The 15,242-nt window shown below is 38.1% G+C and carries 14 protein-coding genes; 10 read left to right on the top strand and 4 right to left on the bottom strand.

Annotation, left to right across the window (positions count from 1 at the left end):
• Positions 1-10 precede the first annotated feature (10 nt).
• The 3 genes from nth to CWS20_RS19175 all read left to right on the top strand — a co-directional run bounded on the left by nth (position 11) and on the right by CWS20_RS19175 (position 1,664).
• A complete protein-coding gene (nth, locus tag CWS20_RS19185; protein ID WP_066200497.1) occupies positions 11-664 on the top strand; it encodes an endonuclease III in 654 nt (217 codons plus the stop codon).
• Positions 661-1,170 (top strand): YpoC family protein, encoded by a 510-nt coding sequence (locus tag CWS20_RS19180; RefSeq protein ID WP_066200494.1) that lies wholly within the window; start codon positions 661-663, stop codon positions 1,168-1,170. The genes nth and CWS20_RS19180 overlap by 4 nt, the downstream gene beginning before the upstream one ends.
• Before the next feature lie 206 nt (positions 1,171-1,376).
• Positions 1,377-1,664 carry an AbrB/MazE/SpoVT family DNA-binding domain-containing protein gene (locus CWS20_RS19175; protein ID WP_066200491.1) on the top strand — a complete coding sequence of 96 codons (288 nt, stop codon included), beginning with the start codon at positions 1,377-1,379 and terminating at the stop codon, positions 1,662-1,664.
• 119 nt (positions 1,665-1,783) lie between these two features.
• On the opposite strand, the gene CWS20_RS19170 is transcribed toward CWS20_RS19175, so the two are convergent.
• Positions 1,784-4,435, bottom strand: coding sequence for a penicillin-binding protein 1A (locus CWS20_RS19170; protein ID WP_066200488.1), 2,652 nt, complete (start codon positions 4,433-4,435; stop codon positions 1,784-1,786).
• 38 nt (positions 4,436-4,473) lie between these two features.
• Complete coding sequence (gene recU, locus CWS20_RS19165; RefSeq protein WP_066200485.1) at positions 4,474-5,085, bottom strand: Holliday junction resolvase RecU; 612 nt, start codon at positions 5,083-5,085, stop codon at positions 4,474-4,476.
• Between the two features lie 346 nt (positions 5,086-5,431).
• On the opposite strand from recU, the gene CWS20_RS19160 reads away from it, so the two are divergent.
• Together CWS20_RS19160 and CWS20_RS19155 are read left to right on the top strand one after the other, a co-directional pair.
• Entirely contained in the window at positions 5,432-5,686 is a 255-nt protein-coding gene (locus tag CWS20_RS19160) for a hypothetical protein (RefSeq protein WP_066200479.1), read from the top strand.
• Positions 5,687-5,788: 102 nt separating this feature from the next.
• A complete protein-coding gene (locus CWS20_RS19155; protein ID WP_241198829.1) occupies positions 5,789-6,151 on the top strand; it encodes a YppE family protein in 363 nt (120 codons plus the stop codon).
• A gap of 57 nt (positions 6,152-6,208) precedes the next feature.
• Here the strand turns inward: CWS20_RS19155 and CWS20_RS19150 are convergent, their stop codons facing one another.
• Complete coding sequence (locus CWS20_RS19150) at positions 6,209-6,418, bottom strand: YppF family protein (protein WP_066200476.1); 210 nt, start codon at positions 6,416-6,418, stop codon at positions 6,209-6,211.
• Positions 6,419-6,697: 279 nt separating this feature from the next.
• Here CWS20_RS19150 and CWS20_RS19145 point away from each other — a divergent pair, with 279 nt between their 5' ends.
• The 3 genes from CWS20_RS19145 to CWS20_RS19135 all read left to right on the top strand — a co-directional run bounded on the left by CWS20_RS19145 (position 6,698) and on the right by CWS20_RS19135 (position 10,707).
• Positions 6,698-7,282, top strand: a complete 585-nt coding sequence (locus CWS20_RS19145) for a YppG family protein (RefSeq protein WP_241504221.1) — start codon at positions 6,698-6,700, stop codon at positions 7,280-7,282.
• Positions 7,283-7,523: 241 nt separating this feature from the next.
• Positions 7,524-8,387 carry an ABC transporter permease subunit gene (locus CWS20_RS19140; protein WP_066200473.1) on the top strand — a complete coding sequence of 288 codons (864 nt, stop codon included), beginning with the start codon at positions 7,524-7,526 and terminating at the stop codon, positions 8,385-8,387.
• The gene (locus CWS20_RS19135; RefSeq protein WP_066200471.1) at positions 8,380-10,707 is read left to right on the top strand and encodes an ABC transporter permease subunit; all 2,328 of its coding nucleotides are present in this window, start codon (positions 8,380-8,382) and stop codon (positions 10,705-10,707) included. The genes CWS20_RS19140 and CWS20_RS19135 overlap by 8 nt, the downstream gene beginning before the upstream one ends.
• A gap of 180 nt (positions 10,708-10,887) precedes the next feature.
• On the opposite strand, the gene CWS20_RS19130 is transcribed toward CWS20_RS19135, so the two are convergent.
• On the bottom strand, positions 10,888-11,343 hold the full coding sequence (locus tag CWS20_RS19130) for an Hsp20/alpha crystallin family protein (protein ID WP_066200469.1): 456 nt from the start codon (positions 11,341-11,343) through the stop codon (positions 10,888-10,890).
• Positions 11,344-11,512: 169 nt separating this feature from the next.
• Here CWS20_RS19130 and CWS20_RS19125 point away from each other — a divergent pair, with 169 nt between their 5' ends.
• Together CWS20_RS19125 and CWS20_RS19120 are read left to right on the top strand one after the other, a co-directional pair.
• Entirely contained in the window at positions 11,513-13,798 is a 2,286-nt protein-coding gene (locus tag CWS20_RS19125; RefSeq protein ID WP_066200466.1) for a DEAD/DEAH box helicase, read from the top strand.
• Complete coding sequence (locus tag CWS20_RS19120) at positions 13,788-15,065, top strand: ribonuclease H-like domain-containing protein (RefSeq protein WP_066200464.1); 1,278 nt, start codon at positions 13,788-13,790, stop codon at positions 15,063-15,065. Before CWS20_RS19125 ends, CWS20_RS19120 begins: the two co-directional genes overlap by 11 nt.
• Positions 15,066-15,242: the final 177 nt, after the last annotated feature.

The raw sequence follows: 15,242 nt of genomic DNA, 5'->3' as shown, positions 1-15,242 counted from the left end.
GGTGATTAACTTGCTTAATAAGAATGATATTAGAGCTTGTCTCGATACGATGGCAGAGATGTTTCCAGACGCACATTGTGAATTAAATCATAGAAATCCTTTTGAACTCGTCATTGCCGTAGCGCTATCAGCTCAATGTACGGATGCGTTAGTAAATAAAGTAACTAAAAACCTGTTTGAAAAATATCAAACACCTGAGGACTATTTAAATGTCCCAATTGAGGAATTGCAAACGGATATCCGTTCAATTGGACTGTATCGAAATAAAGCTAAAAATATCCAAAAATTATGCCGTATGCTAATAGATGATTATGGCGGGATTGTGCCGGCAGATCGTGATGAATTAACAAAGCTGCCTGGCGTAGGCAGAAAGACAGCAAATGTTGTTGTCTCCGTTGCGTACGACATTCCAGCAATCGCGGTAGATACACATGTGGAAAGAGTAAGCAAGCGCCTTGCTTTTTGCAGATGGAAAGACTCTGTACTTGAAGTAGAAAAAACATTAATGAAAAAGGTACCAAAGGAAGAGTGGTCAGTCACTCATCATCGCATGATATTTTTTGGCCGCTATCATTGCAAAGCTCAAAACCCGCAATGTCCTGAATGTCCCTTGCTTGATTTATGCCGTGAAGGAAAAAAAAGAATGAAGGCAAGCCTGAAATGACTTTAGTTATAAATGTCGATCATCATTTGAGCCATCCCCTCTTTTATCGGGAAGGGGAGTCGCTGGAGTTGAGAGAATTGGAGTCAGTGACGGTTTTGCCGCCGTTTAAATATGAACTGGCCCATTATGCTAATATTTCTACATTAAAACCATGGGAAGGTACTGAGAAGTTTATCCCACTAATTTTAGCAGAGTGGAAGAACATTCATGCCGAGCTTCTACATATCTTTGAAAAAAGAGAAAAACATGCAGCTTCTGCTCATATGAAGAACGGCATTGCACTGTTTCTGCAATTTATTTATTGGGTGAATGGCAAGCCTGTTGGATTTACCAATAACAATATTATTGACCCTACATTAGCAGTTGCTCCATCAAACACTGCTGAAAGAATAGCATTTATAAGCAGACGTCCAACACTTTATCAATCTTTTATTCAGCTGGGAGAATTAATGATTGAAATGGAAAAACAATATGCGATAGCAGCACTCAAGAAAAGAAAAAAGTAAAAAAAGATGTGTAAACGTACGCGCCATTCCTTTTTTTATGCAAATTTTATGCCATAAATTAATTATTTATCCAAAATTTTAAAAAATAATTAACTTGCAAACTTTTAAAATTTGTTAGATAATCTTTTTGTAATTTACTAGGAATTTCCTAATGGGCAAATATTGTAATAAATCACAATTATTAATCAAAACTCGAGGTGTCTCACATGAAAAGTACAGGAATTGTTCGAAAAGTTGATGAATTAGGCAGAATTGTTATCCCGAAAGAATTGCGGAGAACGCAGGAAATTGCTGAGGGAGATCCATTGGAAATCTTTGTAGAAGATACTAAGATTATATTGAAAAAATATGAATCTTATAAAGCGTGTATGATTACAGGGGAAATATTATCTGATAATCTTACTTTAGCTGACGGAAAGATTGTTTTAAGCAAAGAAGCTGCCCAGCACCTACTAGAAGACATAGAAGCATATATAAAAGCAGAAGAAAAGTAATTAACCCTTGGGCTGCCTGGAATGTTTATTTTGGATTCTTTGGCGGTACTATTCATTATTAGAGCTTTTACTGTTAAATATCAAAAAGAAAGGACTTGGCGAATGCCAAGTCCTTTTTTTTACTCACTGTTACCAGGGTTCGTTTCTCCTGGATTTTCAGGTGGTGTTTCTCCTTCACCTTCACCAGGGGCTCCACCTTCATCGGGATTTTCTTCTCCATTCCCGTTGCCAGTTTCATTCCCATTCCCGTTACCAGTTTCATTCCCGTTGCCATTATCATTGCCGTTTTCATTTCCGTTCCCGTTCCCGTTACCATTCTCGTTGCCAGTTTCATTCCCGTTGCCTTCGCCTTCGTTATCCCCAGGATTTTCTTCTTTTTCTTCATCAGGATTTTCTTCGTCCTCAGGGATTTCTTCCTCTTCTTCGTTACCAGGAATTGAGACACTTGCTGTTGCAGGATCGCTTGCCATATCATCCTTAACAGCCTTCACTTTAAACGAGTAAGTCGCTCCTGGCTCTGGGTTATCAACTGTTAATGATTTTTCTCCTGTGGTTGTGAGCTCCTGTTCACCGCCATCATTGATAGATGCAGTGACAACAAACTGCACATTTTCCTCTCCACTGTAATCCCATGAAAGCGAGATTTGTTTAGATTCTTCATCATATTTTGCACTTAAACCGGAAGGGGCATCAAGTTTATCGTATTTCTCAGACACTTGGCTTGGTGCATTTCCTTTGACTGCATATTCAGTAATAACTTGATCAGATGGTGTGTAATCACTTGCTAATTTAGCAGGGTTGCTTCCTCTTTCAATTGCTACTTTCTCGACTGAATTAGGCATTTTAAAGTCAGCCGTATCTGTACCTTCTGATACAGTTTGCATAAGGTCCTTAAACAATAGCTGCGCGATTTTTTGATCGTAATTGTTGGCAGCAACATAATTCTTCCTATCTTCATATCCTGTCCAAATAGCAGCAGTATAATTTGTTGTATAGCCGGCAAACCATGCATCTGGCACAGCGCCATCAGGTATGCCGTGTTTAGCTTTTTCTTCACCAGTGTAATTTGTTGTTCCAGTTTTACCAGCTACCGGCAGACCCGGAACATTCGCCATCGTACCAGTACCGCTAGTAACAGCGGTCTTAAGCATGTCACTGATCATAAAGGCTGTATAATCGTTCATTACAGCTTCAGTTTCCGGTGTAAGATCGATTTTCGTGCCATCGCGCATTTCTATTTCTGTTACTGAATGAGGTTCAGTGTAATAGCCTTCATTGGCAAAGGCGCTATAGGCACCTGCCATTTGCATTGGTGAAACTTCTGGCGTGCCAAGGGCTGCAGACTCGTATAAATTCTCTAAATTGAAACCAAGGTTATTAACAAATTTAAGCGCATCCTCTTCACCAACTTCTTGGCGTGCTTTAACAGCAGGAATATTTTTAGATTGTGCTAATGCTTGTCGCATCGTCATCGGGCCGCTAAATTGTTTATTCCAGTTATTGATGTTTTGACCGCCGTCTTTATATGTGTGCGGCTCATCTACTAGAGTATGATATGTTCCCCATTTCAATGAATCAACAGCAGGACCATAAGCGGCTATCGGCTTAAATGTAGAACCAGCCTGTCTTTTTAAGTCAGTAGCATAGTTAAAGCCACGCTTCACTTCTTGATTGCGGCCGCCGCCGATTGCTCTGATTTCTCCAGAGTTGGAATCCAGCAGGGTAATACCCGCCTGGAATTCATCATCAGGATATTGAATGACTTCATCGCTATTTAATAACTTTGTTACATGTTTTTGTGCCTTTTTATCAACCGTTGTATGGATGATTAAGCCATCTGAGAAAATATCTAAATCAGGATATTTTGCTGAGACCTCATCGATGACAACGTCAACAAATGAATCGTATGGTGAATCATCCTTTTCACGCTCAGCTTCCGCAACTAAACTGTCTGTAACAGATTTTGCCTGAGCTTCTTTCATTTCGCTTTCAGAAATAAATCCATGCTGATTCATTAATGAAAGGACAATATTTCTCCGTTTTTCCGCTTGTTCAGGATGGTTAAATGGATTATAGTTGTTTGGGCTTTGCGGCATCCCGGCAAGCAATGCAGCCTCGTGCAGCTCCAGCTCATCTAATTCCTTACCAAAATAGATGCGGGACGCAGTTAGCACCCCATGGCTGTTTTCAGACATAAAAATTTTATTGACATACATCTCGAAAATTTCTTGCTTTGTATATTTTCTCTCAAGCTGGAAGGATAGCCATGCTTCCTGTGCCTTCCTGCTGATCGTTTTTTCATTGTTTAAGAATGAGTTTTTAACAACTTGCTGTGTGATGGTACTTGCGCCTTCAGAGCCAAATCCTCTCGTGACGTTGGCGATTACTGCTCCGCCTAATCGAATCAAGTCCATTCCATTATGTTCATAGAAGCGCACATCCTCAGTTGCAAGAAAAGCGTTCTCTACTAATTCAGGTATATCTTCATAATCGACATAATCGAGCTTACCGGCCCCTACTTTGGTGAGTTCATCACCATTTTTATCTAGAAGGACTGATGGAATCGGGTCTTTCAAAAGTGCTGGATCAAGCTCTGGTGCATCCTTTACCATAAACGCGAAGGTAGCGGCTCCCGCAATCATTCCAATAATTCCAAGCGCGACTAATATTAAAAATATTCGTTTGAAAATGCCTTTTGAAGACTTTTTCTTTTTTGGCTTGGAAGTTTGCTGCTTGCGACGCTCCTCCCTAGATTTATATTGTTCTGCCATATAGGTTCTTCCTCTCTTTCACATACATCGATAGATTATCATATAAAGTCATAAACATAATCTATTATTTTAATATAGTCAATTCTCGGCTGAAAGCCAAGTTTGATGAGATGACCTCTCTCAGAAATTTCGGATTTGGTCATGGATTTACGTCCGCCATTCTCCATTCTGCCCCAAAAAAACAGTAAATCTTCGGCATCAATTAAATATACTTCATCAGTAGCAGAAAACCTCAGCAGGACAAAGCAAATTCCTTTTTGCTGCAAAACAGCTTTCATATGCTGAATTTGATGGGGATGGAAATTTTTAAAAGGAAAGGATGAAGTATTTTGTGTTTCCTTTGCCTCAAAATCAATGTATTTGCCTTTATACACACCATTATAGTCTGTTGTGGAAGCTTGTTTAAAATATGCCTCCTTAATCACAGCAGCGCTTCTCCGCGGATAATCAACCTGGACGATTTGTACAGGTGTAGGCTTTTTATGAATGGCTGCGATTCCGCGTTCTAAGTAATATTGATTGCTTTCATTTATATCTTCCTCCAAGGTCATACCGCGTTTTCCGTAAGACCATTTTTTTTCTTGCTTTTCCACTTTTGAGTCATTTTTTACAGGAGTGTATTTCCTGCCGTTAGGATAATGAAACTCCATTTCTTTCACCTCACAAGCTAATACCTATCATACCAAAAGTAAGCATAGATTGGGTGAATAAAAAGCACTAAACGCATTTATGGATTGGACCATTTCATCCATAACATATTTGACGTAAAAAACGCAAAGAATGTTTCATTTATTTCAATATATTGAGTGTCTAGTAAAATATGTCAGGAATAATTACCGTTTTTCTTCATAGGATGTCGAATAAGGGGCACTTTTCAAAAATTCCTTCTTTCTTTGCCGAATCACTTCTAGTTTTGTCAAGTGTGAAGGATTAAAAAAATGCGGAGAGAATACAGTGTATAACAAATCAGAAATATTCAGGAGGAGGCATGACAAGATGAAGCCAAATATGGTGGAGAAAGATGAACTATTACTCATGCTTAAGGATATTTATAGCCAATTGGAAGAGTTGGAGCTCGTACTGGAAGAAAGCTTAACAAATATACGTGAGGAAATGCATGACCAGCAGGCAGAACAGCTGCTAACTTGCTCGGGAAAATTAGAAAGTATCGAAGAGAGAAGCGGAAATCGGGAGGAAGTGAAAGAGAGAGCGGTGCCAAAGGTGTTAAAATATAAACTAGGCTACAGGTAAGAAATTTTACTGCTCCATTTAAATAAGATAAAATAGAACTTGATTTAAGTTGGGTAGCTTAAAAGTTAATAGCTACTTTTTTATTTTGATGGAGATGATCGATTGAGCCAATTACAGAAGTTATCAATAAAAATGCTAGAATACATTGATCAAATAGAAGACCGCTATAAACAAGGAAGAGATACCGGGGAAAAAGGAGATTTTTATCTTGAAGTAAAACCGTTTGCCGATAAAGTAAAACAAGATAACGACAAGTGGAAAGCCGAAGCAGAGAAGTGGATCAAGGACAATTCTCCGAAGGGGCTGCGTATCCAGCAAATTCAGTCTGCTTATGATCAAATGGATACAAGTTCAATTCAAGCTTTTTTTCCTGAGACAAGCAAATCCCGTTTTACGAATCAAGTAAACTCAGCAAAATATGTCGTTCAGCGTTTACTAGTGTTAATAGAAGAAAAGGAGTCCTGAATTTTCAGGACTCCTTTTCTTACTTAATCGTAGAGTATTCCGTGTGTTTGTTTTCTCCTAATTTGAACTAATGAGGGATCCGTCTTTAAAGCTCTCAGGAATAACGGCTCCAAGTGCTTCTAGGTCACGAACAAGATTGCGATAATCAAGAATGGAAATTTCATTTTGAATATAAGCTCTTTTTGAAAAGTCTAATAACTGGTTGACATGTTCTGGAGTTGCATCCTTTACTTGTTGAAACTTCTTTTTAAGTTCGTGAACATTCATTGTGAATCTTCCTCCTCAAAGTAGATTAATCTCTTACTTACAGCAAAATGCCATAATACAAGTTACAGTATGAAGTTTTTGCTATAACATTAGGAAAAAACGAAATCTTGTTATTATGTTAACATGAATATTCAGCATTCTTTATTTTTATAAAATTTAAACTTCCGACAAATTCCTACAATGATAGACAAACGCAAGAAATAATTTCTTGTTTCATAATCACCATATGGGCAGTTGTAACATAAATTGTAATGATGAATGATAAGGAGGATGTTTGCCATGTTTGGCCGAAAAAGGCAGAATATAAAACCAAATCAAATGCCGGCTAATTGGAGTTATGGTAATGTCTATGCTCCGTATAATGTGAATATGTCCTACTCTCCCGAAATGAGGCAGCAACCATATATGAATTATGCTGGAGCACAACCGAATTGGAATGAAGCCGTTCCACCGTATCAGGGACAAAACTATCCAGGAGCCTTCCCTTTCCAAGCGGGTCCTATGAATAATATTCAGCAAGGCTATCCAACTCAACAACAATATCATGGGATGGAAATGAATCAATATGGCGGCGGGTATGGGCAACCATCGCCAAGCGTCTTCCAAAACCCGTTGGAGCCTATGAATGAACCTTTGCAAAAAAACACTCAGCCTCAAGCTTCCTATCCATATATGAATCCATATCCGAAGCAGTCTTTTGTTACAAAGCAGCCAAGCGGAGTGCAATCAATCATGAACTCATTTAAGTCGCAAGACGGATCATTGGATTTTAATAAAATGATGGATACAGCAGGACAAATGATGAATGCTGTCAATCAAGTGTCATCGATGGTAAAAGGGGTAGGAGGATTCTTTAAAGTTTAAGCAATTTTTACTTAAGATGGGCCTTAATGGGCCTTTTTTTATGCAATTTTTATACTATTTTTTTGTTCATTTTATGAAAATGGAATTATGTTAAGATAACAACCTTATAGGAATTATGTTTGGTGTTGATTGAATATTTTGGGATTACATATGCCTAATGGATGGAAAAATTATTGTTGACAAATATTCTCACCGAGTGAAAAATATTAGCATGAGTATTAATTAGTCAGGAGGCAATCGAATGGCACGTTTTGTGCAGCAAATGGTCATAATTTTCATTCTTATTTTATTTCTTGCTGCTTTACCTACAATGATTTCGATTAATATGGAAGAAAAGTCAATACAATGGAGCTTTAGTCAATTTCCAGCAGCGGTTTCAGATTTTATCAGTCAATTGAGCCAAGGGAATTTAGGCACTTATCAACTTGGGCTTCAAGAAAGGTCGATTGCTCAAGATATAGGGGATAATTTCATCACTTCCCTTATTATTATGTTTTTCGGTGTGGTAATAGCTGTTTTCATCAGTGTGATATTCGGGATATTTTTAAGCCGGCTTCGCATGACAAAAATTTTCCGGATGATGATGAATGTGCTGTCAACCATACCGGATTTTATTTTAATTGTCCTTGCTATGCTTTTGGCAATAAAAATTTACAAGTGGACAGGCATTCGCGTCATTTCATTACGACCGGATGGCGGCGCATTAAATATATGGTTTCCAACGCTTTTAATAGCAGTGGCGCCAACATTATATATGTTTAAATTAATTGCTGAGAAGTATTATCAAACTAGTGGAGAGGATTATATTAGAACGGCAGTAGCAAAAGGGATGAATGTTCATACGATTAATTTTCAGCATGTATTTAAAAATATCGAGCCTTTTATTATAGCTGATTTAGTGAAGGTCATTTCGCTTGCGATAGGAAATTTATTTATCGTTGAATACATATTAAATGTTTCTGGCATTACTAAATTTATTTTTCAAAGCACAGAAATTCAGCCGATTGCTATCGGTCTGATATCTATGCTATTCATTTCATTTATTGTTTATTTATCTATTAGGCTATTAATTTATCTATTCAAACGAGGGTTCATATATGAATAAACTACAGCAAATCAACTATTCACTTTACATCGGAATCCTTTTTGTCGCAATCTTATTATTTTTATGTTTATTCGGACCGATGCTCGCCCCGCATTCAATGACTACTACGCTTGAAGTGCAATATAAGGATGGCGGGGTCATTGCTCCTCCTCTTGCCCCCTTTGAATCATGGGCATATCCACTTGGCACTGATCAATGGGGATATGATATTTTGTCGATGATTCTCAATGGGCTGCGCTACACTGTACTGATTGCTGTTGTTGTAACAATGATAAAAATGATTTTAGGTACAGTCATAGGCATGTATATCGGTACTTGGAAAAAGGTGCCGCACTGGATTGTAGCGTTTGAGAATGCGTGGAGCTATGTTCCTCTGTTTATTATTGTATATTTTTTCTTATTGCCGATTAACAACGCAACGCTGCTTGAACCAGGAACATTAATTACCTATTTTATCATCATTATGTCCTTATTGAGTGTGCCGAGCATCGTTTCCTCTGTAAGAAAGAAAAGTTCAGAAGTATATAAGTCAGACTTCATAAAGGCTTCGACAACTTTAGGTGCGAAAAAGTCGCGAATCATTTGGCATCATATTTTTCCGCAGTTGAAGGAATCACTGCTGGTCATGTTTATTCTTGAGATTGTTTATGTTATTACGATTATGGGACAGCTGGCATTGGTAAATATTTTTATTGGCGGTACGATTGTTAGGTTTGATCCGCTTATTTATTTATCCGTCACTAAAGAGTTATCTGGTCTTGTCGGACAAGCAAGAGGAAATATTTACGGCAATACACATATTCTAATTATTCCGCTCATTGTGCTATTGTTTACAACCATCTCCTTTAGTTTGCTTGCTTCAGGGTTGAAAAATAAATTTCAGGCAGATTATCAGCGGACTCCTTGGATAAAGACAGGTAATGAACCGAAAATTGCACCAAATAGAAAGAACTATAATAAAAAGAAAAGCGATAAAAAATTGAATGCCAGTCACCTAACTTTTATGGCACTATTAGCAGCATTTATCCTTGCAGGAACTTTTGTGATTTATACAAGTGAAACAAAAGTTGGTGTAAAGCAGGAGAGCAAAGCAAGCTATGATATTGCTTTTCAAATGGATGAGGATGGCCGCTTTAACGTACAAAGTGATATTTTAATTAAAAATGAATCAGAAGACTCCTGGAATGATATTATGTTCTTTTATCCTGCGGAGCAAAGGAACATAAATATAGAAGAAATCAAAATAGACAAACAGTCTGCAGCGTATGAGATAAAGAATGAGACATTAAAGATTATCATTCCGGAAAAAAATAAAAAAGCACGAAAACATAAAGTAAAGATTCAATATTCCTTTGAAATGACAAAAGATAGTATGAATGTATTAGCTGATTGGTATCCAGCAGCGGCGGTCTATCAGAATGGTAAATGGAGTGTTGAGAAAAAGGATTACGCTCAAGGACCGATGTATCATTCACGGTTTTCGGACTTTGACGTTCAGTATCAAACTCCTGAAGGATATAGAATCGTAACATCAAAAAAGGATGATGGCGCTATTGAGGAGAAAGGCTCTGTAAAAACAAAATCGGAAATAGCATTTCCTGTTGTGATAATGAAGGATGAAGTGTTTGTGGATAAAGAAACGACTAGCGGCACGCATTTGCGCTTATTTGCGGATTTATCAGCAGCTGAATCAGAAGATTTACTACAGCAAGCTAGCAGCGCGATTGAATTTTTTAATGAGGAGATTGGCTCTTTTCCATATGAACAATTAGATATCATTCAAAGTGATGCTGATACAACTCAAACCTATCCAGGGATGATTGTTTTAGGGCGTGACGTCTCAGCACACGAACTTGTACAAAGCGTTGCCAAGTCATATTTTCAATCCAATATTGCCAGCAATCCTCATGAACATTTATGGATTAGTGAAGGTCTATCTTCATTTGCTGCATCCCATTATTTAATGATGGCGGAAAACCAATCGGAAACAGATGCTTTTTCTGTGTCTTTATCTCAAGTGGATCGAATGAAAGAAGCAGGCTTAGGGAGGCAGAAATCAAATGTACCACTTAGTGAGTTGAAAGATTTTGGATTTATCTCAGCACAGCCGGCATTGCAAATTAATATGATGATAAATGAACGTTATGAGCTAAAGGGCGTTGATCCAATGGATGTAAAAAGCCAATATTTAGCTGGATTTTATAAGCAATATCGATCCAAGGAAGTGGACACGACTGAATTTATTCAGTTTACAAAGAGCTATTTTAGTGTACCTTCAGGCTATTTTAATAATTGGCTGGATACTAAAGCAAGCAGATAAAATGACTGCATGCTTCAGATTTTAGATAAAGTGAAAGCGATGAAATTTTAGTTGAATTTGGAGAGATGTCCGCTCGCCTGCGGTAACCCTTTGAAAATCCCATCTACTCCTTTTTTAGTCCAGAGCCTCAAGCAAGCAGACCAAATAACTGCTTGCTTTTTAGTGGCTAATGTAAATTTGCTATTCAATCGAATCAAGCGTAATTCGTTTGCCTTTGTGCTTAGGTACTTTTATCGTTAGCAGACCGTTTTCATGTGAGGCTTTTATTTTCTTTTCATTTATTTGAAAAGGGAGTGGCACAGTTCTCGTAGATTGCTGGTAGGATTCCTGCCTTTTTGTAACTTGCCGGTTTTCATCTTCTGTATTAATAACATTTAGGCTGTTTACAATAATTTTGACATAATTATTGATTACATCAATCTGAATTTGTTCTCTATTAATACCGGGAAGCTCGGCTAAAATTACATATTCATCCTGTGTCTCATTTAGCTCAACATGAAATGATGTTGAGAAGGGAAATGGATTTTTGAAGAAATCATCCATTGTTTGAAGAAAATTTTTAACAGGTTTTTCTTGAAAAAAATGATTCATTGACTTCATTAAATCACCAAAAGGCTCTTTTTTATTTCCGCTCATTTAACTTCCCTCCTGCGCAAGGAATTTTCTTACTATCTTATGCAATGGTCAAGTGTTAGGTGAATGTCTACAATTTCAGCAAATGGAAAATGTAACCTTTATAAAAAGCAGAGAAAAGGCTTTTTTCACGAACGTTCATTCGCTAGAATAGAAGTATGAGGTGAAGACGGTGAAAATGCGAAAAAACTTGAGTGAAATGATTAATGAAATAAAGATCTCAGATAAATTTAAAGAAAATATTGTCCATTGGCATACAATTGAGGAAAAAGAGGCGCGTGTCAAGGATATGCCTGATACACTGCACCCTGCGCTTAAAGATGCTTTGCTACAACGAGGAATTTCTCAGCTATATACGCATCAAAAGTCAAGCTTTGAAGCAGCGTCATCAGGCGAAAGTATTGTTGCGGTCACACCGACTGCTTCAGGAAAGACGCTATGCTACAACCTCCCTATACTGCAATCAATTGTGAATGATCCAGATTCAAGAGCACTGTATTTGTTTCCAACAAAAGCATTGGCTCAAGACCAAAAAGCGGAGATTAATGAAATCATTGAGGAGTCAGGGCTGGAGATTAACAGCTATACGTATGATGGCGATACTCCGGCTAATATTAGGCAAAAGGTAAGACGTGCCGGCCATGTTGTAATGACAAATCCTGATATGCTTCATTCGGCCATTCTTCCCCATCATACAAAATGGGTATCATTATTTGAAAATCTAAAATATGTCGTTATTGATGAACTACATATTTATCGCGGTGTTTTTGGATCGCATGTAGCAAATGTCATTAGAAGGCTGCGCAGAATCTGCCGCTTTTATGGGAGTGATCCTGTATTTATTTGTACATCAGCAACGATTGCGAATCCGCTTGAGCTTGCACAATCTTTAACAGAGAAAAAAATGAAACTCATAGATAATAATGGCGCGCCGAGCGGAAGGAAGCATTTTGTCTTTTATAATCCGCCCATCGTAAATAAACCGTTAAATATTCGTCGCAGTGCCACATTGGAAGTTAGAAGTCTTGCTGTTGAGCTGCTAAAGAACAAAGTGCAGACAATTGTGTTTGCAAAGAGCCGTGTGAGAGTGGAAATTCTGCTGACCTATTTGCAGGAGCTCGTGAAACATATGCTTGGCCCGAAGGCGATTCGCGGCTATCGCGGCGGATATTTGCCAACCGAAAGACGGGCAATTGAGAAGGGACTCCGTTCGGGAGAAATTTATGGTGTCGTCAGTACGAATGCACTGGAATTGGGCGTGGATATTGGCCAGCTTCAAGTATGTATTATGACTGGATATCCCGGCAGCATTTCAAGTTCATGGCAGCAAGCAGGCAGAGCGGGGCGCAGGCATAGTGAGTCATTGGTCATTATGGTCGCCAGCTCTAACCCGCTCGACCAGTTTATTATAGGTCACCCTGATTATTTCTTTAATCGAAATCCAGAGACTGCAAGAATAAATCCGGATAATTTAATTATTTTAATTGATCATATAAAATGCGCTTCTTATGAATTGCCATTTTCAGAAGGTGAACGCTTCGGAACATTTGAAACAGAAGAGGTTCTTGAGTATTTAGTAGAGGAAAGGGTGCTTCATCAAAACGGTAATAAATTTTATTGGATGAATGATGCATTTCCTGCTCATAACGTCAGCCTCAGGTCAGCATCGCAGGAAAATGTCGTCATCATTGACCAATCTGATGTCGCTCATGTAAAAGTAATCGGTGAAATGGACCGTTTTTCTGCGATGACACTGCTTCATGATGAAGCCATCTATTTACACCAAGGTGTGCAATATCAAGTTGAGTATCTCGATTGGGAAGAGAAAAAGGCTTTTGTCAGAGAAGTGGCAGTCGATTATTATACTGATGCAAACCTTGCTGTGGAATTAAAAGTTTTGGAGCAGGATCGTGCGAAGCAAGCGGTATTAGGTGAAGTTGGTTTTGGTGATGTTAGTGTAACTGCTATGGCGACGATATTTAAGAAAATCAAATTTGATACCCATGAAAATATCGGTTCAGGTCCGATTTCTTTGCCGGAGGAAGAGCTTCATACAAGTGCCGCCTGGCTATCAATTGATGAAATCGGGCTGCAGTTTGAACAGGAACGACTTGAGCAGGGCTTAATTGGTACTGCACATGCCTTAAAGCATATTGTTCCATTGTTTGTCATGTGCGATCCATCAGATGTTCATGTGGTACCTCAAGTGAGAGCTGTTCACAATGAACAGCCGACAATATTTTTTTATGATAAATATCCTGGTGGCATCGGGTTAAGTGAAAAGGTATTTGAAGGAATTGATACGATTATGAAAGAAGCAAGAAGAATGGTCGAGCGCTGTCTATGTGAATCCGGCTGTCCTTCATGTATAGGAACAGACCCGTCATCCTCAACAGCTAAGCGGGACGTTCTAAAAATATTTGCACGTTACGATAAAGGTGATTATATTGTCTATTAAAAATAAGTTAAACCGATTAAAATCGCATATTGTGCATCAAGAAAAAGAACCAGCACAAATAGAGAAAAAGATTCAGCCCTCAGCTGCTGAAATGCCTTATAAACAGCAATGGAAGGAGGCCGGTGTTAAACCGTACTATTTAGATGATGCCTTTTGCCTTGTGCGCGAAGTGTATTTTCCTTTGGACTACCAGCATGGACACTATAAATTTTCAGATCTAATCCATGCGGTAAGTGCATGGAATCGCAAAGAAATAAGCCATCCACTTTCATCGAAAGGGCATAAGCCTAATGATTTATTCTTTTTTGATACGGAAACGACAGGTTTAGGAGGCGGAGCAGGAAACACGATATTTTTGCTTGGCCATGCCAGCTTAACTGAATCTGGCGTCGTCCTTAAACAGCATATTTTACCTAATCCAGGCGGTGAAGTTGCACTATATAAGAGTTTTCTAGAAAGTATCGACTATACAACAATGGTGACATATAATGGGAAGGCTTTTGATTGGCCGCAGGTAAAAACAAGGCATACGTTAATTAGAGAACATTTGCCAAAGCTGCCGCCATTCGGCCATTTTGATTTATATCATGCAGCAAGGCGGATGTGGAAACATAGACTGGAACGAACAAAGCTTTCAATTGTAGAAAAAGAAGTGCTAGGGATTGAAAGAAAGGATGATATTCCCGGATTTTTAGCCCCGATGATTTATTTTGATTTTGTTGAATCTAAAAATCCAGAAGGAATGTTAGGTATAATGAAGCATAATGAAGTGGATATTCTTTCACTTATTAGCTTGTACACTCACCTTTCTTTTCAGCTTTTAGGGCTTGATCAAAAGCAGTCTGAACGGGAGACATTTGAAACAGGCAGATGGTTTGCTGCATTAGGAGAAAGGGAGGCAGCGAAGGAAAAGTTTACGAAGGTATCTGGAGGAAACAGTTTTGATGCCTATAAAGGCATGCATGCACTTGCCTTTGAATATAAAAAGCAAAAGGAGTGGCTACAAGCCATTCCACTATGGGAAACAGTCATTGCAAAAGGCGACCTGAAGGAGCAGCTCGAAGCCAGTATAGAACTTGCTAAAATATATGAGCACCGACAAATTGATTTTAATAAAGCAATTTTTTATACAGAGAAAGCAGAAAACATTTTCAATGGTAATTTACAACTTAAAAGAGGAAATATAAACCTTGAGAATATTGCCAAAAGAAAAGCAAGATTGACGAAAAGGATAAACCGGGAGGAGAAAATAAGGCATATAGATTAAGCTTTTTTAGTAAATATAAAATCATTTCAAAAACCACTATTTCCTAGTTGTATACATTCTAAAATCCTTGTAAAATAATCCGTGTAACGGAGAGGTAGAAAGAACTAAACTAGTGGGGCTGATTATATGTATAAAGCAATTTTGTATGTATTTTTTCTTATTGTTATATTTACAGCA

Source organism: Cytobacillus horneckiae (assembly GCF_002835735.1).
Classification (GTDB): domain Bacteria; phylum Bacillota; class Bacilli; order Bacillales; family Cytobacillaceae; genus Cytobacillus; species Cytobacillus horneckiae.
This window is presented reverse-complemented; position numbering and strand designations above follow the sequence as displayed.